Annotated in this window: 15 protein-coding genes and 2 pseudogenes; 10 read left to right on the forward strand and 7 right to left on the reverse strand. The window is 73.0% G+C overall.

Going from position 1 to position 19656, the window contains the following annotated elements:
- The first annotated feature begins 110 nt into the window (after nucleotides 1–110).
- Nucleotides 111–1721: a peptidase gene (locus ACZ4WZ_RS29885; protein ID WP_467895350.1), complete on the forward strand. Its 1611-nt coding sequence runs from the start codon at nucleotides 111–113 to the stop codon at nucleotides 1719–1721.
- 284 nt (nucleotides 1722–2005) lie between these two features.
- Here ACZ4WZ_RS29885 and ACZ4WZ_RS29890 read toward each other — a convergent pair.
- A pseudogene (locus ACZ4WZ_RS29890) lies at nucleotides 2006–2272 on the reverse strand (chorismate mutase); the annotation flags it as partial.
- Between the two features lie 301 nt (nucleotides 2273–2573).
- Here ACZ4WZ_RS29890 and guaA point away from each other — a divergent pair.
- From guaA to ACZ4WZ_RS29910, 4 genes are all read left to right on the forward strand, one after another.
- The gene (gene guaA / locus ACZ4WZ_RS29895) at nucleotides 2574–4166 is read left to right on the forward strand and encodes a glutamine-hydrolyzing GMP synthase (protein ID WP_467895353.1); all 1593 of its coding nucleotides are present in this window, start codon (nucleotides 2574–2576) and stop codon (nucleotides 4164–4166) included.
- Between the two features lie 178 nt (nucleotides 4167–4344).
- Entirely contained in the window at nucleotides 4345–5130 is a 786-nt protein-coding gene (locus tag ACZ4WZ_RS29900; protein ID WP_467895356.1) for a class II aldolase/adducin family protein, read from the forward strand.
- A 94-nt stretch (nucleotides 5131–5224) separates the two neighbouring features.
- Entirely contained in the window at nucleotides 5225–6481 is a 1257-nt protein-coding gene (locus ACZ4WZ_RS29905; protein WP_467895359.1) for a hypothetical protein, read from the forward strand.
- Nucleotides 6482–6500: 19 nt separating this feature from the next.
- Complete coding sequence (locus tag ACZ4WZ_RS29910; RefSeq protein WP_467895363.1) at nucleotides 6501–6989, forward strand: DoxX family protein; 489 nt, start codon at nucleotides 6501–6503, stop codon at nucleotides 6987–6989.
- On the opposite strand, the gene ACZ4WZ_RS29915 is transcribed toward ACZ4WZ_RS29910, so the two are convergent.
- The gene (locus ACZ4WZ_RS29915) at nucleotides 6953–7177 is read right to left on the reverse strand and encodes a hypothetical protein (RefSeq protein WP_467895366.1); all 225 of its coding nucleotides are present in this window, start codon (nucleotides 7175–7177) and stop codon (nucleotides 6953–6955) included. The genes ACZ4WZ_RS29910 and ACZ4WZ_RS29915 overlap by 37 nt on opposite strands.
- A complete protein-coding gene (locus ACZ4WZ_RS29920) occupies nucleotides 7164–8459 on the reverse strand; it encodes a PspC domain-containing protein (protein WP_467895369.1) in 1296 nt (431 codons plus the stop codon). Before ACZ4WZ_RS29920 ends, ACZ4WZ_RS29915 begins: the two co-directional genes overlap by 14 nt.
- A gap of 131 nt (nucleotides 8460–8590) precedes the next feature.
- On the opposite strand from ACZ4WZ_RS29920, the gene ACZ4WZ_RS29925 reads away from it, so the two are divergent.
- The 3 genes from ACZ4WZ_RS29925 (at nucleotide 8591) to ACZ4WZ_RS29935 (ending at nucleotide 11777) form a co-directional block, all read left to right on the forward strand.
- On the forward strand, nucleotides 8591–9883 hold the full coding sequence (locus tag ACZ4WZ_RS29925) for a PspC domain-containing protein (protein ID WP_467895372.1): 1293 nt from the start codon (nucleotides 8591–8593) through the stop codon (nucleotides 9881–9883).
- Nucleotides 9880–10575 (forward strand): LuxR C-terminal-related transcriptional regulator, encoded by a 696-nt coding sequence (locus ACZ4WZ_RS29930; RefSeq protein ID WP_388934678.1) that lies wholly within the window; start codon nucleotides 9880–9882, stop codon nucleotides 10573–10575. Before ACZ4WZ_RS29925 ends, ACZ4WZ_RS29930 begins: the two co-directional genes overlap by 4 nt.
- Before the next feature lie 89 nt (nucleotides 10576–10664).
- Nucleotides 10665–11777 (forward strand): alpha/beta hydrolase, encoded by a 1113-nt coding sequence (locus ACZ4WZ_RS29935; protein WP_467895375.1) that lies wholly within the window; start codon nucleotides 10665–10667, stop codon nucleotides 11775–11777.
- A 34-nt stretch (nucleotides 11778–11811) separates the two neighbouring features.
- On the opposite strand, the gene ACZ4WZ_RS29940 is transcribed toward ACZ4WZ_RS29935, so the two are convergent.
- Together ACZ4WZ_RS29940 and ACZ4WZ_RS29945 are read right to left on the reverse strand one after the other, a co-directional pair.
- On the reverse strand, nucleotides 11812–12885 hold the full coding sequence (locus ACZ4WZ_RS29940) for a C40 family peptidase (RefSeq protein WP_467895378.1): 1074 nt from the start codon (nucleotides 12883–12885) through the stop codon (nucleotides 11812–11814).
- Nucleotides 12886–13012: 127 nt separating this feature from the next.
- The gene (locus ACZ4WZ_RS29945) at nucleotides 13013–13369 is read right to left on the reverse strand and encodes a hypothetical protein (RefSeq protein ID WP_467895381.1); all 357 of its coding nucleotides are present in this window, start codon (nucleotides 13367–13369) and stop codon (nucleotides 13013–13015) included.
- An 85-nt stretch (nucleotides 13370–13454) separates the two neighbouring features.
- Between ACZ4WZ_RS29945 and pcrA the strand changes: the two genes are divergently transcribed.
- Nucleotides 13455–15932: a DNA helicase PcrA gene (pcrA, locus tag ACZ4WZ_RS29950; RefSeq protein WP_467895384.1), complete on the forward strand. Its 2478-nt coding sequence runs from the start codon at nucleotides 13455–13457 to the stop codon at nucleotides 15930–15932.
- A gap of 100 nt (nucleotides 15933–16032) precedes the next feature.
- On the opposite strand, the gene ACZ4WZ_RS29955 is transcribed toward pcrA, so the two are convergent.
- Nucleotides 16033–17577, reverse strand: coding sequence for a M23 family metallopeptidase (locus ACZ4WZ_RS29955; protein WP_467895387.1), 1545 nt, complete (start codon nucleotides 17575–17577; stop codon nucleotides 16033–16035).
- A 476-nt stretch (nucleotides 17578–18053) separates the two neighbouring features.
- Between ACZ4WZ_RS29955 and ACZ4WZ_RS29960 the strand changes: the two are divergent.
- A pseudogene (locus ACZ4WZ_RS29960) lies at nucleotides 18054–18674 on the forward strand (CU044_5270 family protein); the annotation flags it as partial.
- Nucleotides 18675–18715: 41 nt separating this feature from the next.
- Here the strand turns inward: ACZ4WZ_RS29960 and ACZ4WZ_RS29965 are convergent.
- Nucleotides 18716–19549, reverse strand: coding sequence for an esterase/lipase family protein (locus ACZ4WZ_RS29965; RefSeq protein WP_467895390.1), 834 nt, complete (start codon nucleotides 19547–19549; stop codon nucleotides 18716–18718).
- Between the last annotated feature and the right edge of the window lie 107 nt (nucleotides 19550–19656).

The raw sequence follows: 19656 nt of genomic DNA on the forward strand, positions 1-19656 counted from the left end.
GACAGGCGGTCGCCGAAAAAGGTTGTACCGGAATCCTTTGCGGTGGTCTGTGGTGTCGGTCACACCCTCAAGTGCGCAACCGCGACGGCGGTCCGGGGGTCAAGGGGGGCATGAGACAGCGCATCTCCCTGCTGGCCGCGTGCGGCCTGGTGGCCGTGGGGCTGACCACCCCCGCCGCGATGGCCGCCGAAACCGCGGACCCCGTCTTCCGCCTGTCCGGTCCGGCCGCCCTCGCCCTGCGGCCGGGCTCCCCGCAGCCGGTGACCCTGCACTACGGACTGCTCGACGCCGACGCCTTCGGCGGCGCGTCCACCCTCACCTTCGACCTGACCAAGCTCGCCGGCATCGCGTCCGTGAAGGAGGCGGCGGGGGGCAAGAAGTGCGAGGACAAGGGGACCACCCTCGTCTGCAAGGACACGGGCCCCCACGCCGGCGTGGACCTGGAGGCCGTCGCCGTCAAGGACGCCAAGGACGGCGCCTCGGGCGAGCTCACGGTGACCGGCACGGCCGCCGGGGCCACCATCACCCCCGCCTCGACCACCGTTTCGGTGGGCGGCCCCGACCTGGTCATGCGGAAGCTGGACCTCAAGAGGGACCCGAAGCCGGGCGAGAGCCAGGCCCTGCCCCTGGTCTTCAGCAACGAGGGCACGCAGCCGGCGAAGGGGGTGGTCCTGGAACTGGAGGCCACCCACGGCCTGGAGTTCCCGGAGCGGTACGACAACTGCGCCTACCGCACCACCCGCACCTCGACCACCGCCGTCTGCACCGTCGAGGGGGAGTTCGAGGCCAAGGCCGCCTACGAACTGGCCGGCGACAGCCCGCTGCACCTGAAGGCCGGCCCGCACGCCCTCGACGAGCGGTTCGGCTACGGCATCCACCCGGCGGGCTCCCCGAAGCGGGCGACGGACACCGACGCCAAGGGCCCCGTCGCCAACGGCGCCACCGCCTCGGGCCGCAAGCTCGTCGCCCGCAAGAAGGCCGCGCCCGCCGCCGTGTCCCCGTACGGGCCCGACCTGAACCCGGCCGACAACAAGCGCGTCCTCACGCTCACCGTGCCGAACCAGGCCGACTTCGCGGCCGAGCCCCTCACCGTCAAGGGCGCCGCCGGCAGCAAGGTCAAGGCCGTCGTCGCCGCACGCAACCACGGCCCCGCCTGGGTCACCGGCACCGGCCCCGCGGCCGTGGTCGACGTGCTCCTCCCGAAGGGCGTCAAGGTCCTCACGGCTCCGGCGGCCTGCCGCGCCGTGCAGCCGGCGCAGTACCGCTGCGCCACCGGGACGTCCGTGCTGGAGAACGAGAAGCTGACGTTCCCCTTCGAGCTGAAGATCGAGAAGGCCGTCAAGGACGCCAAGGGCGCCATCACCGTCGGCCGCCTGGGCGAGAAGGGCGAGCCCGAGAAGCACCGCTTCGACCCGGTGCTGGCCAACAACCAGGCCGCCTTCACGGCCAACCCGACGGCCGCCCCCACGAAGTCGCCGAGCCCCTCCACCTCCGGCAGCCCCTCGGCGAGCACCTCCGCGAGCGCCTCGGCCACCCCGAGCGGCACCACCGGCTCCACCACCGGCTCCGGCGCCCCGGCCGCCGCCGGCCGCAGCGGCGGCCCGCTGGCCTCCACCGGCAGCACGGCGGGCCTGGTCGGCGTCGCCGGCGCCGGGCTGGTCGCGGTCGGCGCCGCGCTGTACCTGTCGTTCCGCCGCCGCGGCGGCGGCGCGCACGCGTGACCGCGTAGCAGGCGGAAAGCGGAGGACGGAAAGACGAACGGCCGGCCCGGGGCGTCCCCCGGACCGGCCGTTCCCACTGGGTGACCGGGCTGCTGTCCCCTGCCGTCCGGTCACACGAGGGAGCGAGGTCCCACGACGCGCGCCGTCGGGCGTCGCGTCTCATCGCTCCCGTGGAGCCACGCGTGGTGCTGCGTCCGGCGCCTGGCTGGCACGGACAACCTCCCCAACGAAGGCTCCCGGGCCCGGTCACGGCCCGGACGGGTGACGAACGGGCGCCCGCGCGGTCAGACGCGGCCCCGGCACAGCTCCAGCAGGGTCATCGCGAGAGCGGTCCCGGGCTTGCCGAGGGCGTCGCTCCAATGGGAGAGCACCTCCATCTCGCGCGAGAGGTGCACCCGCCGCCCGCCCGCCCCGATCCGGGCCTCCTGGATCACGGCCGAGACGGCCATCCGCTCCTGGATCAGCCCGATGATCCGGTCGTCGAGGGCGTCGATGCGCTCGCGGGAGCCGGCGATCAGCTGCTCGGGGGTGGTGGTGATCGTGGTCATGGCGTCTCTCCTGTGGTGAGTGGTGGGCGGTGGCCCGGCAGGAGCGGAAACGCGGAGCGCCCCGGTCCTGTCGGACCGGGGCGCTCTGGGAAGTCAGCGGCTCAAGCGAGCATCACACGGACCCATGGCGACCGGACCGGCCGGTGCCATAGGTAAAGAGGAAGCTCAGCTGCTTGCGCACGGTACGGATTATGACCGCGGGCCCCGCTCCCGGCCAACCGGGTTCGGATGGTGAGACGAAAGGGAGGTGCCGCCCCCCGTTAGAATCGACAAAACACACCCTCTTCCGCCGGAAGGCCGTCCCGTGCCAGAAGCACCCTCCGCCGCCCACGACAGCGCCCCGGACACGGTTCTCGTCGTCGACTTCGGCGCCCAGTACGCCCAGCTCATCGCCCGCCGCGTCCGCGAGGCCCGGGTCTACAGCGAGATCGTGCCCAGCACGATGCCCGTGGCCGAGATGCTCGCCAAGGACCCCAAGGCGATCATCCTCTCCGGCGGACCGTCCTCCGTGTACGAGGAGGGTGCCCCGCGCCTGGACGACGCCGACGGCCTCTTCGGGGCCGGTGTCCCCGTCTTCGGCATGTGCTACGGCTTCCAGCTGATGGCGACGACCCTCGGCGGCACCGTCGACAACACCGGCGCCCGCGAGTACGGCCGCACCCCGCTGGCCGTCTCCAAGAGCGGCTCCACCCTCTTCGAGGGCACCCCGGAGAACCAGTCGGTGTGGATGTCCCACGGCGACGCCTGCTCCGCCGCCCCCGAGGGCTTCACGGTCACCGCGTCGACGAACGTCGTCCCGGTCGCGGCCTTCGAGAATGACGAGAAGCGCCTGTTCGGCGTGCAGTACCACCCCGAGGTGATGCACTCCACGCACGGCCAGCAGGTCCTGGAGCACTTCCTGTACCGGGGCGCCGGCCTGAAGCCCACCTGGACCACCGGCAACATCGTCGAGGAGCAGATCGCGGCCATCCGCGAGCAGGTCGGCGACAAGCGCGCCATCTGCGGCCTGTCCGGCGGCGTGGACTCCGCGGTCGCCGCGGCCCTCGTCCAGAAGGCCATCGGCTCCCAGCTGACCTGCGTGTACGTCGACCACGGCCTGATGCGCAAGGGCGAGACCGAGCAGGTCGAGAAGGACTTCGTCGCGGCCACCGGCGTCCAGCTGAAGGTCGTCGACGCGCAGGAGCGCTTCCTGAACGCGCTCGCCGGCGTCTCCGACCCGGAGACCAAGCGCAAGATCATCGGACGCGAGTTCATCCGCGTCTTCGAGCAGGCCCAGCTGGAGATCCTCCAGGAGGACGGCCCGGCGGTCGCCTTCCTCGTCCAGGGCACCCTGTACCCGGACGTCGTGGAGTCCGGCGGCGGCACCGGCACCGCCAACATCAAGTCCCACCACAACGTGGGCGGCCTCCCCGACGACATCGAGTTCGAGCTCGTCGAGCCGCTGCGCCAGCTGTTCAAGGACGAGGTCCGGATGGTCGGCCAGGAGCTCGGCCTGCCGGAGGAGATCGTCCAGCGCCAGCCCTTCCCGGGCCCCGGCCTCGGCATCCGCATCGTCGGCGAGGTCACCAAGGAGCGCCTGGACCTGCTGCGCGAGGCCGACGCCATCGCCCGCCAGGAACTCACCGCCGCCGGCCTGGACCGGGAGATCTGGCAGTGCCCGGTCGTCCTGCTCGCGGACGTCCGCAGCGTGGGCGTCCAGGGCGACGGCCGCACCTACGGCCACCCGATCGTGCTGCGCCCCGTCTCCTCCGAGGACGCCATGACCGCGGACTGGACGCGCATGCCGTACGAGGTGCTGGCCCGGATCTCGACCCGCATCACCAACGAGGTGCCGGACGTGAACCGCGTGGTCCTGGACTGCACCAGCAAGCCCCCGGGCACCATCGAGTGGGAGTAGTCCCCGCCCGCCGTGCCGACGGAGCCGCCGCCCCCTTCACGGGGCGGCGGCTTCCGCCTTTCCCGGGCCTTCCTCTGGCCACTTCGGGGCCGCGCCGGTAGCTTGCGCCGCGCACCGCCGCGCACCGCCGCGCACCGCCGCGCACCGCCGCGCACGCCGCGACCCGGAGGAGGCACGCATGCCGGACCAGCCCGAACCCGTGCCGGTCGACCGGCTGGCCTTCGAGATGCCGCCCGCGTACGAGGACCCGGCCGAGGAGCGCGCCCACCGCAAGGAGCGGCTCGCCGGGGCACTGCGGCTGCTGGGGCGCCTCGGGTACGAGGACGGCGTCGCCGGACACGTCACCGCGCGGGACCCGGAATTCGAGGACTGCTACTGGGTCAACCCCTTCGGCCGGGCCTTCGCCGGCCTCCGCCCGGACGACCTGCTGCTGGCCGACGGGGACGGGCGGGTACGGGAGGGCGGCCGGCGGCTCAACGAGCTGGCCTTCGCCGTGCACGCCGCCGTGCACCGGGCCCGGCCCGACGCCGTCGCGGTGGTCCGCACGCACGGCCCGTACGGCAGGGCGCTGGCCTGCCTCGGCGAGCTGCTGGCCCCGGTCACGCAGGAGGCCTGCGCCTTCTACGAGGACCACGCGCTGCTGGACGAGTACCCGGGCGACGGCGTCGCCGACCCGGCACGGACCGCCCTCGCCCTCGGTCCGTACAAGGCGCTGATCCTGCGCAACCAGGGGCTGCTGACGGTCGGCGGCTCGGTGGACGCGGCCGTCTGGTGGTTCATCGCGGCGGAACGGGCCGCGCAGGTGCAGCTGATCGCGCGGGCGGCCGGCAAACCGGTCCCCGTCGGCCACCGCGCGGCCGTGGCCACTCGGGAGCGGTTCGGCGGCGACCTCGCCGCGTGGGTGAGCTACCAGCCGCTGTGGCAGACCGTCGCGGAGGGTGGCGTCAACATCATGAACCGTTAATCACCTGCTCTGACATCGTGCGCAATCCGGAGCACTGTCGCAGTGGTGCACAATTCGCTGGCATTGCACCGAAGTTCAGAGAGGCGGCACGCGCGTGGCTGTCCAAGAGATGTCCCGGAGTACCCATACCGCCGTCTGCGCCTGCGACGACTGCGCACGGGAGGGGCACCGCAGAGCGGTCGCCGCCTTCCTCGAGAAACGGGACGAGTTCGCCGCCGGGCAAGGGGTGCCGGCCGCGGTGGCCCACTCGCTCGGCGCCTCCCGCCAGTGGGTCTCCGACGAGCTGACCCTGTCCGCCCGCACCGTCGCCGAACGGGGCCGGGAGGCCGGGCACTCCTGGCTGTACCTGTTCTCGCGGCGGGCCGTGCTCGCCCTGTGGATCGCCGCCGGGCTGCTGCTGCTGGTCCAGGTCGGCACCGCGCTGGGCGCCGGCTGGTCCACCGCCCGCACCGCGGGGCTGCTGGCCGCGCTGACGCTGGCCGGACTGCTCACCGTCGCCGCCCGCGCCCAGTCGCTGCGGGGCGGACTGCTGGCCCCCGTCGTCGGGGAGGACAACCGGCTCTCCACCTCCAAGGCGGTGCCGAGCGCCTGGCTGGTGCTGACCGCCTTCGCGGCGCTGCTGCCCGCGCTGCGGCTGGCCGCCTCCTCGCCCGGCCCCGAGCGCGAGGCCCTGTACCAGGGGTTCGCGCTCGGGCGGGCGCTGCCGCTGCTGTCGGTGGTCGCGCTGACCTCGGCGGTGGCGGTGCTGGTACGCCGCGTGGTCTCCGTACGGATCATGGGCCAGCGGCTGCAGAAACTGCCGGCGGACCGCCCCCGCGGGGTGGACCTGCTCACGGACGACGACGGCCGCGGCAGCTTCCCGGACGCGCAGTACGTGCTCGTCTCCACCGTGGTGCTGGCCTACGCGGCGGTGTCGCTGGCCCGCTTCCCCGACCGGCTGCCGCAGCTGCCGTGGGCGCTGGCCATGCTGGTGGCGCTGTCCGCGGCCGTGTACCTCGCGGCGAAGTACGCCGAGGGGAGCCGCCCGCTGGTGCTCTCGGTGGTCCGCAGGCGCGAGCCCGGGGACATCGACGCGGCCGTCCGTCCCGGCGACGACATCGAGATCCGCGGCGTCGGCTTCGTGCCGCCCGGGGCGCAGACCCCGGAGATGCTCGCCCGGCTGGTCGTGCGGATCGGCGCGGTCCACGTTCACGTGCCGCTGGTCCCGGTGGCCGGCGGGTTCACCAACCCCTCCGACGCGGTGCTCACCGTCCCGGTGCCGGCGGAGGTGGAGCCCGGCCGGGTGGACGTGCAGGTCGTCACGGCGGCGGGGGTGGAATCCAACCGCTGCATCATCGACGTGGCCGAGTGAACGGGGTAGACATGGGGGCGTGACCCGAACTGACGCCCCATCCGGGCAGCGGACCACCCCGCTCAAGGAGCTGGCCACCCGCTACGCGCTCTTCCCGCTGCGGATCTTCCTCGGCGTGACCTTCGTCTACGCGGGCATCGACAAGCTGACGGCCGGGGGCTTCCTCGCCGAGACCGGCAGCGGCTCGGTCGGCGAGATGATGCGCGGCGTACGCGACACCTCCGCGATCCCCGCCCTGGTCGACCTGGCCCTGAAGGCCCCCGTCGGCTTCGGCGTCGCCATCGCCATCGGGGAACTCCTCGTGGGTCTCGGCGTGCTCGCCGGGGTGCTGACCCGGCTCGCCGCCGCCGGCGGACTGCTGATCTCGCTCAGCCTGTGGCTCACCGTCTCCTGGGCGGTGACCCCGTACTACTACGGCAACGATCTGGCGTACCTGATGGCCTGGACCCCGCTGGTCCTCGCGGGGGCGCCCTACTGGTCGTTCGACTCGATGATCCGGTCGCGCTGATCCCGGCGCACGGCGTACGTGACCATCCCGACCAGGGCGGCCAGTGCCAGCCCGCCCAGCGCGAACGGGACCACCAGGAACCACGGCACGTCCGTCTCACCGGACGCGTCGAGCAGGTGGAGCACGCCCGCGGCGGTCAGGACCAGACCCGCCAGCAGCCGTCCCGGCTGGAACTCATGACGCCGCACGGGCCACCTCCACCTGTCCCACGCCCGCGTCCAGGCGCAGCTCGATCGTCCCGCCGGCCTCGGTGCCGGCGGCCGGGGGCAGGGTCGCCCGGCGGGTCTCCCCTTCGCTCTTGATCCGGATTTCCGGGCCGCCGTCACCGGGCAGCTGTATGTCACCGAGCCGGATGGAGATGTCGGCCTTCGCGGTGACCTCCCGGGGGAGGACCACCTTCAGCCGGCCCGCCTCGACGGAGGCCCGGACGGCCACCGTGGCGCCCCTGGGCACGTCCAGGCGGCTCAGGTCCAGGGTCGCCAGCCCCGTCCCCGCCGCGTAGGCGGGCCGTACGTCGGCCACCGCCGCCGGGCGCCAGGCCACGTCCCGCCAGTCGGTGCCGATCTCGCGCGGCAGGGCGGCCGCACCCGCGAGCAGCCCGGCGGTGATCAGGCCGAGCAGGACCGTGCCGAAGCCGGTGCGGCCCTTGACGGAGCTGACCGCGAGGCCCAGACCGAAGACGGCGAGCGCGCAGGCGAGCCCCACCTGGAGGGCGTGTCCGAGCGTGCTGCCCTCCCACACCGCGGCGGTGCCGGCCCCTCCCGCCAGCAGGGCCAGGACGAACACCCGGCCGCCGATGCCGCCGCGCGGCGGCGCGGGCGTCCCGGGCCGGGGCTCGTGCGGGGCGGGGCCCGGCCGGTCCCCGGCGGGGGCGGTGTCGTCCGGGCCCCACAGGTAGCCCGTCGAACCGACCGGGCCCGTGGTGCCGTCCTTGACCAGCGGGTCCCGCCACCAGGAAGGGCTGCCGGGCACCGGCGGCGCCTGGGTCTCGGGCGGTGCCGGACGGTGCGCGGCCGGGGCCTGGGCCTCGGGCGCGGCGGCGTCGCGGTGGCGCCGGGACCAGTAGGAGGCCCCGCCGAGCGCGAGGACGACCAGTACCGAGAAGGCGCCCATCACCCCGTTGTCCAGCATCGACAGGAACAGTGCGCAGCCCACCAGCGCGCTGAACACGGCGGCCAGCGTCGCGCCCTCGACCCGGCCGGTCAGCAGCCGCTTGCCCTCGCTGTCCTCGTCGCCCTCCAGGGGCAGCAGCAGCCACGCGAAGCCGTAGAAGATCAGGCCGACGCCGCCGGTGACGGTGAGCACCCCGAGCACGATCCGGAACACCACCGGGTCCAGGTCGAAGTACCGGCCGAGGCCGCCGCACACGCCCGCGAGGACCTTGTCGCGCTTGCCGCGGCGCAGGGGTGGCCGCTCGGCGGGGGCCGGTGCCCCGGGACCCGCCGGCGGGGCGTCGTGTACGTCGGTCATGCGTCCATGGTGACGGGCGGCGCGGGCGCGCGGCACCGGGCCCGACCCTGGCGCAACCCTGATATCCCCCCTGCCGGAGTGGGGGAACGCCCTGATGCCGGGCCGCGTCCGGGCGTGTGACCCTTGGTGGCATGCCCGTAGCCGCCGCTCCCCGCATCCCGCACGCACCCGACCCGGAGGACGTCCCGCAGCGCAAGCTCTACCGCAGCGCCGACGGCCGGATGCTCGGCGGGGTCGCGCGCGGTCTCGCCGGGCACCTCGGGCTGCCCGTGATCTGGGTCCGGCTCGCCTTTCTCGGCATGTTCATGTTCGGTGACGGGCTCGGCGTCCTGCTCTACGCGGCGTTCTGGGTCTTCGTTCCGCTCGGCCAGGGCGGCAAGACCGGGCACCACTCCTTCTTCGAGACCCTCACCGACGGCACCCGCCGGCTGCGCAAACCCGACAAGGGAGCGGTCTCCGGCCTGATCGCGCTGGCCGTCGGAGCGGGCATCTTCGTCTCCCAGCTGCGCGTCGGCGGCGAGAACGGCCGCTACATCTGGCCCACCCTGCTGGTCGGGGCCGGCGTCGTCCTCGTCTGGCGCCAGGCCGACAACGCCCGCCGCGCCCACTGGAGCGCCGCCGGACGCCAGAAAGGCCTCCTGCAGGCCGCCCGCGCCCTCGCCGGGGTCGTGCTGGTCGGTGTGGGCCTGACCGTGTTCATCGTCGTACGGGGCTCCGCTGCCCAGCTCGGCAACCTCCTCACCGCCGTCCTCGCCGTCCTCGTCGGCATCGCCCTGCTCGCCGGGCCCTGGCTGATCCGCATGACCCAGGACCTCTCCGAGGAGCGCCTGATGCGCATCCGCGCCCAGGAGCGCGCCGAGGTCGCCGCCCACGTCCACGACTCGGTGCTGCACACCCTCACCCTGATCCAGCGCAACGCCGACGACGCGGGCGAGGTGCGCCGCCTCGCCCGGGCCCAGGAGCGGGAGCTGCGGAACTGGCTCTACCGGCCCGAGGGCACCGGCAAGGAAGAGGCGGAGGAGCCGGCGACCCTCGCCGAGGCCGTGAAGAAGACCGCCGCCGAGGTCGAGGACCACCACGGCGTTCCGATCGAGGTCGTCGTGGTCGGCGACTGCCCCCTCGACGAGAAGCTCGGGGCACAGATCCAGGCCGCGCGCGAGGCGATGGTCAACGCCGCCAAGTACGGTGGCGACGGCGGCCCCGTGCAGGTGTACGCGGAGGTCGAGGGCGGGACGGTGTTCGTGTCCGTACGCGACCGGGGCCCGGGCTTCGACATGGACGCGGTACCGGACGACCGCATGGGCGTACGAGAATCGATCATCGGCCGGATGCAGCGCAACGGGGGGACCGCGGTGCTGCGGTCCGCGCCCGACGGCGGCACGGTAGTCGAGCTGGAGATGGAGAGGGCGGCGAAGACAGCATGACCGAGGACAACGCGACCACCGGCGGCGCGAGCAGGAGGGTCCGGGTGGTGCTCGTCGACGACCACCGGATGTTCCGCACCGGGGTCCAGGCCGAGATCGGCGACACCGCCCGGACCGGGGTCGAGGTCGTCGGCGAGGCCGCCGACGTGGACCAGGCCGTCACCGTCATCACCGCCACCCGCCCCGAGGTGGTCCTCCTCGACGTGCACCTGCCCGGCGGCGGCGGGGTCGAGGTGCTGCGGCGCTGCGCCCCGCTGATGGCGGCGGCCGAGAACCCGGTGCGGTTCCTGGCGCTGTCCGTGTCGGACGCCGCCGAGGACGTCATCGGCGTCATCCGGGGCGGTGCGCGCGGCTACGTCACCAAGACCATCACCGGCGCCGACCTGGTGGACTCCGTCTTCCGGGTCCAGGAAGGGGACGCGGTGTTCTCGCCCCGCCTGGCCGGTTTCGTCCTGGACGCCTTCGCCTCGACGGACGCGCCGCCGGTCGACGAGGACCTGGACCGGCTCACCCAGCGCGAGCGGGAGGTGCTGCGGCTGATCGCGCGGGGGTACGCGTACAAGGAGATCGCCAAGCAGCTGTTCATCTCGGTGAAGACGGTGGAGTCGCACGTCTCGGCTGTGCTCAGGAAGCTCCAGCTCTCCAACCGCCACGAGCTGACCCGCTGGGCGACGGCCCGGCGGCTGGTCTGATCCGGGCCGCTGCCCGGGTCCCGGTGTGATCCACGCCGCAGGCCCGGAGGGCAACCGGAGGGCGCCGCACCCCCCTCTTGGGTGGCGTGATGAGCCTGACCGGGACCCCCCTCTTCGCGACGGCGGTCGCCCTGACCGTGACCGCCGTCGTCCTGCCGCTGGCCGTGTGGAGCAAGGTGCGCGGGCCCGCCGCCGTACGCGTCGCCACCCGCGGCGCGATGGTGGTCTTCGCGCAGGTCACCGCGGTCGCCCTGGTCTTCCTCGCGCTCAACCGGGAGATGAACTTCTACGTCTCCTGGACCGACCTGATGGGCACCGGCAAGTACGTCCAGGCCGCCCCCGACCTGGGCCCGGACGGGCTCGGCGGGAAGAAGGCCGAGCAGGTCGGGCAGGAACCGAAGGTCCGCCAGGAGTTCGTGCCCGTCGAAGGCCTGGGCGGGCGGGTGAAGAAGACCGAGCTCGACGGCAAGGTCTCCGGCGTCAAGGGCGACGTCATGGTGTGGCTGCCGCCGCAGTACGACGACCCCGCCCACAAGGACCGCAAGTTCCCGGTCGTCGAGCTGATCCCCGGCATACCCGGCACGGGCAAGTCCTGGTTCCAGGGGCTCAAGGCGCACGAGGTGCTGGAGCCGCTGATGAAGGAGGGCAAGGTCCAGCCCTTCATCCTGGTCTCCCCGCGCGCCATGCTCCTGGGCAACGGCGACACCGGCTGCGCCAACATCCCGGGCAAGGTCAACGCCGACAGCTGGTTCAGCGTCGACGTCCGCAAGATGGTCACCGACAACTTCCGCGCCTCCGACGACCCCCGCACCTGGGGCGTGGCCGGCTACTCGGCCGGCGCGTACTGCGCCGCCAAGCTCGCCATCCTGCACCCCGACCGCTACGGCGCGGCCGTCTCCCTGTCCGGCTACAACGACCCCGGCCAGGAGCCCAGCTCGCTGGTGGCCAAGGACCCCGAGCTGCGCCGCACCCACAACCTGAAGGAGCTGCTCAAGACCCGGCCCGCGCCGCCGCCGGTCGCGCTGTGGATGTCGGGCGCCGAGCACGACGGCTACCTGTCCGGCACCGACCTCAAGGCCCTCGCCCAGAGCCCGACCACGGTGCACGCCGAGAAGATCACCGGCGGGCACAACCTGGAGGCGTGGTCCAAGCAGCTGCCGCAGACCTTCGGGTGGCTCAGCCAGCAGGTCAAGGCGCCGTAGGTCCCTTCCGGGCGGGGCCGCCGCAGGGCTCCTCCTATGCGGGGCGGGAGGCGCCGGCCCAGGGCATCGAGGAGACCGGCGCGAGCCTGACCGTGGAGCCCGGACGCGGGGCGTGGATCATCTGGCCGTTGCCGACGTACATGCCGACGTGCGTCACCCCGGAGTAGAAGAAGACCAGGTCACCGGGGGCCAGCTGGTCCCGGGAGACCCGGCGGCCGGCGTTGATCTGGGTGTAGGTCGTGCGGGGCAGGGACACCCCGGCCGCGCGCCACGCCGCCTGGGTCAGGCCCGAGCAGTCGAACGAGCCCGGTCCCGTCGCGCCCCAGACGTACGGCTTGCCGATCGCCCCGTACGCGAAGGCCACCGCGCGGCCGGCCCGTGCGCTCCCCGCGGCCACCGCCGGCAGCTGTCCCGAGGGCGGCGGGGTGTGGACACCGGGGCCGGCGGAGGCGCCCGCGGGCGCGGCGGTGCCCGGCTGGGCCTCGTACGCCGCGCGCTCCTCGGCGGTGAGCCGGGCCAGGAGCTGCCGGGCGGTGGCGAGCTTGCCCTCGATGACGGCCTTCTGCTCGGCGAGCTCCTGCTGCCGGGCGCGCAGCTCCGCGAGCCGGCCGGCGGCCTTGCCGCGCAGCTCCCCGAGCTCGTCGAGGCCGCGCTTGACGGCGGCCACCTCGGCGGCGGTCCGGTCGCCGGCCCGGGTCAGCAGGCCGGCCCGGTCCAGGTAGTCCTGCGGGTCGGAGGCCATGGCCAGCTGGAGGGCAGGGCCCAGGCCGCCGCTGCGGTACTGGGAGGCCGCGAGCGAGCCGAGCGCGCTGCGGGCGCTGTTCAGCCGGTCCGTCTTGCGGGCGGTCTCCTCGCGCAGGCCGGTCAGCGCCCGCTCGGCCTCGTCGGACTTGGACTTCGCCCCGTTGTAGCGCTCCGTCGCCGCCTCGGCCTCCCCGTAAAGCCGGTCGACCTCCGCCTTGACCTGGGCGGGGGCGAGCTGCGGGTCGGCGTGCGAGGTGCCTTCGAAGGCGGTGGCGGTGGCAGCGCCCGCGAGGGCGAGGGTGACGGCGGTCCGTGCGGTGCCGCCGGAGAACGGGCGCTGCCTGGGCTTTCGATGACTGGCCACGGGGGCCTCACGTCCTTCCACTGATCCCGGAGGTCTTGGGGGAGGACGCTAAGGCCGGAGGTAACGGCCGGATGACGGAATGATCGGAACTGGCTCTGTCCGACCGGGACTGGCCTCGGCTGACCGGTCAGTGCCAGAGGACGGCGATGAAGACATTGGCGACGGTGAGGCCGCCGACCGCCGCGAAGACGCCCTTCCCCACGTGCTCCTCGTCACGCTTGACGTAGACGAGGGCCAGTACCACGAACAGAACCGCCAGCTTCACGCCGATCTTGACGTGGTTGAGCGGGGCGCCGTCGCCCATCTCGCGGAAGCCCACCAGCAGCACACCCGTGACGAGCATGGTCAGCGCGCCGTGCAGCATCGCGGGCACGAAGCGCGCCGTGCCAGCGCCCATCGCCTTCATCTGGGTCAGGAAGCCGCCCAGGAGCGAGGCGATGCCGATGATGTGCAGGCCGACGAAGATGTTGGTCAGAACGGTCATGCCGCGAGCGTACGGGGCGCCCGTTCCACCGGATTTCCCGGGGGCGGGACCGGCTGTCGGTCCCGCCCCCTAGACTCGGAAGGCGATGAGCAGCCTCTTTGACGACAGCTTCCTGGCCGACCTCACCCCCTCCGACGAGGTCCCGCCGCCGCCCGAGGAGCACGCCGAGCCGGAGCACGGCGCGGACGACCTCTTCGGGGGCGCCTTCGACGTGCCCATGAGCGGGGACGCGTACTACCGGGACGGCGCCCCGCGCCCCGTCATCGACCCGGCGACGCTCCTGGACGGGCTGAACGAGCAGCAGGCCGCCGCCGTGGTCCACGCGGGATCCCCGCTGCTCATCGTGGCCGGCGCCGGCTCCGGCAAGACCCGGGTGCTCACCCACCGCATCGGCCACCTGCTGTCCGCGCGGAACGTCCACCCCGGACAGATCCTGGCGATCACCTTCACCAACAAGGCCGCCGGCGAGATGAAGGAACGCGTCGAGAGCCTGGTCGGCCCCCGCGCGAACGCGATGTGGGTCTCCACCTTCCACAGCGCGTGCGTCCGCATCCTGCGCCGCGAGTCGAAGCGGCTCGGCTTCACCTCGTCGTTCTCGATCTACGACGCGGCCGACTCCAAGCGCCTGATGGCGCTCGTCTGCCGTGACCTGGACCTGGACCCGAAGAAGTTCCCGCCCAAGTCCTTCAACGCCAAGATCTCGAACCTGAAGAACGAGCTGATCGACGAGGACGCCTTCGCCGCCCAGGCCGCCGACGGCTTCGAGAAGACCCTCGCCCAGGCGTACGCGATGTACCAGGGGCGGCTGCGCGAGGCCAACGCGCTCGACTTCGACGACATCATCATGACGACCGTCCACCTCCTCCAGGCCTTCCCGGACGTCGCCGAGCACTACCGCCGCCGCTTCCGCCACGTCCTGGTCGACGAGTACCAGGACACCAACCACGCCCAGTACACGCTGGTGCGCGAGCTCGTCGGCCCCGGCTACCCGGACCTGCCGCCCGCCGAGCTGTGCGTGGTGGGTGACGCCGACCAGTCGATCTACGCCTTCCGCGGCGCGACCATCCGCAACATCCTCCAGTTCGAGGAGGACTACAAGGACGCGACGACGATCCTGCTGGAGCAGAACTACCGCTCCACCCAGACGATCCTGTCGGCCGCCAACGCGGTCATCGAGCGCAACGAGAACCGCCGCGCCAAGAACCTGTGGACCCAGGCCGGCACCGGCGCCGTGATCACCGGATACGTCGCGGACACCGAGCACGACGAGGCCCAGTTCGTCGCCGACGAGATCGACCGGCTGACGGACGCCGGCGACGCCAAGGCAGGCGACGTCGCGATCTTCTACCGGACGAACGCCCAGTCGCGCGTCTTCGAGGAGATCTTCATCCGCGTCGGGCTCCCGTACAAGGTCGTCGGCGGCGTCCGCTTCTACGAGCGCAAGGAGGTCCGGGACGTCCTGGCCTACCTGCGCGTCCTCGCGAACCCCGAGGACAACGTCCCGCTCCGCCGGATCCTGAACGTCCCCAAGCGCGGGATCGGCGAGCGGGCCGAGGCGATGATCGACGCCCTCGCGCAGCGCGAGAAGATCACCTTCCCGCAGGCGCTGCGTCGCGTCGACGAGGCCTTCGGGATGGCCGCCCGCTCCACCAACGCCGTCAAGCGGTTCAACGTGCTGATGGAGGAGCTGCGCACGATCGTCGACTCCGGCGCCGGCCCCGCCGTGGTGCTGGAGGCGGTGCTGGAGCGCACCGGGTACCTCGCCGAGCTCCAGGCCTCGACCGACCCGCAGGACGAGACCCGGATCGAGAACCTCCAGGAGCTCGCGGCCGTGGCCCTGGAATTCGAGCAGGCCCGCGACGAGTCGAACCCCGGGACCCTGGCCGAGTTCCTGGAGCAGGTCGCGCTCGTCGCCGACTCCGACCAGATCCCGGACGAGGACGTCGACGGCACGGGCGTCATCACGCTGATGACCCTGCACACCGCCAAGGGCCTGGAGTTCCCCGTGGTCTTCCTGACCGGCATGGAGGACGGGGTCTTCCCGCACATGCGCGCGCTCGGCCAGACCAAGGAACTGGAGGAGGAGCGCCGTCTCGCCTACGTCGGCATCACCCGGGCCCGTGAACGGCTGTACCTGACCCGGTCCAGCATGCGCAGCGCGTGGGGGACCCCCTCGTACAACCCGCCGTCGCGGTTCCTCGAGGAGATCCCCGCCGAGTACCTCCAGTGGAAGCGCACGGGCGCCGCGCAGAAGCCGGCCGGTCCGATGCGCGGCTCCGGGTACGGCTCGTCCTCCGGGAAGACCACGTTCGGGACCTCGCCCGAGGCGTTCCTGTCCTCGTCGCGCACGAAGTCCGGCCCCTCCGGCTTCGCCACGCGCCGGGCCGCCGACAAGCCGGTCGTCGCGCTGTCCGTCGGGGACCGGGTCACGCACGACCAGTTCGGGCTGGGCACGGTCATGGAGGTCCGGGGCGCCGGCGCGGACGCGCAGGCCACCATCGACTTCGGGGACGCCAAGCCCAAGCGGCTGCTGCTGCGCTACGCGCCGGTGCAGAAGCTGTAGGGCCGGGGACTGACCGTAGGGCCCGGGGCCCGGCCGCCTGGCCGGGCCTTCGGCTCGGCCAGGCTCAGCGGTTCGGCCAGGCTCAGCGGTTCGGCCAGGCTCAGCTCGGGTCGAGGCCGTGGCTGCGCAGCCACGCCAGGGGGTCCACCGCGGAGCCGCCACCGGGCCGTACCTCGAAGTGGAGGTGCGGGCCGGTGGAGTTGCCCGAGTTGCCGGAGTAGGCGATGACGTCGCCCGCCTTGACCTTGCCGGACCGGATCTTGGTGCTGCCGAGGTGGCAGTACCAGGTCTCGGTGCCGTCGGGGGAGGTGACTATGGCCATGTTGCCGTAGGCGCTGTTCCACTGGGTGCGCACGGTGCCGTCGGTGGCGGCCATGACCGGGGTGCCGTAGGAGACGGGGAAGTCGATGCCGGTGTGGACCGACATCCACATGCCGCCCGCCTGACCGAAGCTGGCGCTCAGACCGCGCTGGGCGACGGGCACCGAGAACTTGGGGCGGGCCGCTTCCTTGGCCGCGGCCTCCTCGGCCCGCTTCTTCTTCTCTTCTTCCTGGCGCTGCTTGAGGTCGATCCGCTCCTGGGTGCGGCTCGCGCGGTCCGCGAAGTCACCCGCGTCGGCGCTGAGCGCCGCCAGCTGCGTGTCGAGCTTGTTGTTCGCCTCGGCCGGCCGCACCGAGTCGGGGGCGGCCAGCGTGGTCGTCTCCTCGGCCGGTTTGTCGGCGCCGGTGAGCCCGCCGACGGAGGCGGCGGCCACACCCGCGACGCCCATCACGCACGCGGAGGGAACGGCCACCGTCAGCAGGGCGGACCGTTTGGCCGGGCTGCGCCGGCGGCTGCCCGCGGCGGCGGCGCTCCCGCTGCCCTTGGCCGCGTTGTTCCGGCCCGCGCCGCCCTTGCCGGTGGCCCTGCGGCCGGCCCGGGACCCCGCGGCGGGCGGGGTGACGGGCATCGCCTGGGTGGGCATGTCGTGCACGACGAGGCCCTCGGGGGCGTCGGCGCCGTCCTCGACGGCAGCGTCGGCGGCAGCGGCCACGGGCTCGAAGACGGAGGTCTCGTCATCGGCGTACGGATCCGCGTACGGATCGGCGTCGGCCTGGCCGGCGTAGTCGGCGGCGTCCGTGGAGCCGGCCGTTCCGTGGGTCTCCGAGAAGACGGGGACGACGGTCGTGGCCTCGTAACCGGTGACCGCGGTCCCGTCGGCCGCGCCGCCGTTCCAGGCGGTGGCGTCGTAGGTGCCGGTGTCCTGACCGTACCCGGGGTGGGTCCACTGCCCGGTCTGCTCGGCGCCCGTGGAGTCGTAGCCGAACGCGGTGGGCTGGTACTCGGCGGTCGCGGTGTTCCACGCGCTCGCGTCGTACTGGCCCGTGGTGTCCTCGTGGACGGCCTGGGCCGGGACGCTGGCGAGGTAACTCTCCGGAGCGGTCCAGGCGGTGGAGTCGTACGCGCCGGTGTCGGCCGCGGAGTGGTACGCCGCGTAGGTGTCGTACGTTCCGTAACTGCCCTGAGGGGGGCAATCGGTGACGTACTGATAGCCCTGGCCCTGCGTTTCATAGGGCGTGTAGGCCTGGTCACCAGCGAAAGTGGTGGTGGAAAGGCCGTCGTACCCCAAATCGGGGTACTGGCCCGACGTCGGGCGGTCGTTCACCAACTTCTCTTTCGCCTCGGCAGTGGGGCCTGGGTGGCCGGGGAACTCGAGGTTCACCGGAGGAGAGCAGTGGCGTGACTGTACCCGGCGGTTACTCGCCACGACAATCTTCCGAGAGTTTCGTCCTCAGCGGAACCGGGCATTCGGCCGTCTTTCGGTCGCTGAAAGACCGAGCCTTGGCCTTGAGTTCGAAATTCGTTCGACCGTGGGTCGAGTGGTGTTGTACGGGCACCAGGCCTGTGCGGGTGAAGGTCCGGGTGTGGCGCCCGCTCACGGCCAGTCAGGGCGTGACGCAGGTCACGTGCAACGGGGTGGTCGGTGCGGACACTCCCCGGTGTGGACCACCAACTGTTCGCGGAGCTCTATGACGCACACGCCCGGGCCGTGTATGCGCACGCCGTCCGCATGACCGCCGATCGCGCCGGGGCTGAGGACATCGTCTCCCTCACCTTCCTCCCACGAAGACGACCGGGCACTCCACATCCCTGTCCGAGGTCGCGGGCGGAGGAATGGAGGCGGCCCGGACGGACGAGTCGGCCGAGCGCTGGGTATCTGTGGACGGGACCGCCGGCACACTCACGCGCAACGCGAAGGGCAGCGAGACGGATCCGCCCCGCGGCAAGGGCAAGGCCGGCCTCGACGGACCGACCTACCGCTTCCTCGAATCTCTCCCGACGGACCCGGACCGCCTGCTGGAGACGATCTATGCCGACACCCGCCTCAACCACGGTGCCGACTCCGGATCAACCACCGGCCCCGATCAGGAGGCATTCGTCGCGATCGGTGACCTGTTGCGGACCGTGGAGGCCCCTCCCGGTGTGAGCGCCGCTCTCTACCGGGCGGCTGCCCGCATCCCCGGCGTCATCCTGGTGCCCGAGGCCACGGATGCCGTCGGCCGGACGGGCATCGCGGTCGCCCGTGTCCACAAGGGCGAACGAACCGAATGGATCTTCGACAAGGGCAGCCTGCGCCTACTGGGCGAGCGAACCGTGCTTCTCAAAGACAGTGCGTGGGGGAAGGCAGGAACCACGGTGACGTCCGTGGCCATCGTCGGCCGGGGGGTCGCGGACGAGGCGGGGCAGGTGCCGCAGCAGTAGCCGGCGCTCGCGGTGCCGCGCCTCAGGGCGTGCGCGTGCCGTCAGACGACCTGGCTCCGGCCCTCGGTTCCCGTGGCGGGAGGGGCTTCCGCCGGGCGGGGCGCGGTGCCGGCGGCGCGGAGGGGGCCGTCGAGGTCGCGCCGGACCGCGGTGATGACGGCGGGGTGGACCGGGAGCGCGAGGTGTCCGATGCCGGTGACCTGCACGTTCGTCGCGTCGAGGTCCGGGTGCTCGATCCGGGCCGTCCCGGTCGGCACCATCAGGGCGTCGAACTCGCTCCAGTACGCCGCGAACCGGGTCCGGCAGCCGGGGGCGGGCGCGCGCAGCTCGGCCATCACCTCCGAATCCGGGCGCATCTGGCGGACCAGGGGGTGCGCGTCCATGAAGGGGGCGATCCGGGTGCCTCCGTGCGGGGTCCCCAGGGTGACCAGCGTCCGCACGCGCGCGTCGCCGCCGAGCCGCTGGACGTAGTACCGCGCGACCAGCCCGCCGAGGCTGTGCCCGATGAGGTCCACCCGCTCCTGACCGCTGCGCTCGCACAGCTCCTCGACGCGCCGGGCGAGGTGGCGGGCGGTCACGCGCAGGTCGCGGCTGAAGGGGGAGTGGTTGTACGTCTCCACGCGCCGCCGGCCACCCGCGCCGAGCGCGCGGCGCAGCAGGACGAAGACCGAGCGGTTGTCGGTGAAGCCGTGCAGGAGCAGCACGGGCGGCGGCTGCCCGGCGGCCCCGGCCGCGGGCGCGGCGGACGGCCGCTCCTCCCGTATCCCGGTGGGGTAGAGGAGGAGGTGCCCGGCGAGGACCGCCGCCTCGAGGACCGCCGCCCGCAGGGCGGCGCCCGTGCGCGGCACGGGCAGCGGTGCGATCGTCAGCCCCATGGACGGCCTCCCCCTGGACCCTGTGGGTGCGGGGCCGTACCGCCGGCGCGGCCCCGCCACCGTGCCGTGCGGCTGTCGGCGCGGTGGCGGGGCGACGGGGCGGTGGT

Source organism: Streptomyces sp. NPDC029122, from assembly GCF_055569445.1.

Coding starts and splice junctions, on each gene's coding strand:
- ACZ4WZ_RS29935 (WP_467895375.1), top strand. CDS start 10,665: ATGAGCCTGACCGGGACCCCCCTCTTCGCGACGGCGGTCGCCCTGACC.
- ACZ4WZ_RS29885 (WP_467895350.1), top strand. CDS start 111: ATGAGACAGCGCATCTCCCTGCTGGCCGCGTGCGGCCTGGTGGCCGTG.
- ACZ4WZ_RS29945 (WP_467895381.1), bottom strand. CDS start 13,369: ATGACCGTTCTGACCAACATCTTCGTCGGCCTGCACATCATCGGCATC.
- ACZ4WZ_RS29930 (WP_388934678.1), top strand. CDS start 9,880: ATGACCGAGGACAACGCGACCACCGGCGGCGCGAGCAGGAGGGTCCGG.
- ACZ4WZ_RS29965 (WP_467895390.1), bottom strand. CDS start 19,549: ATGGGGCTGACGATCGCACCGCTGCCCGTGCCGCGCACGGGCGCCGCC.
- ACZ4WZ_RS29900 (WP_467895356.1), top strand. CDS start 4,345: ATGCCGGACCAGCCCGAACCCGTGCCGGTCGACCGGCTGGCCTTCGAG.
- pcrA (WP_467895384.1), top strand. CDS start 13,455: ATGAGCAGCCTCTTTGACGACAGCTTCCTGGCCGACCTCACCCCCTCC.
- ACZ4WZ_RS29925 (WP_467895372.1), top strand. CDS start 8,591: ATGCCCGTAGCCGCCGCTCCCCGCATCCCGCACGCACCCGACCCGGAG.
- ACZ4WZ_RS29920 (WP_467895369.1), bottom strand. CDS start 8,459: ATGACCGACGTACACGACGCCCCGCCGGCGGGTCCCGGGGCACCGGCC.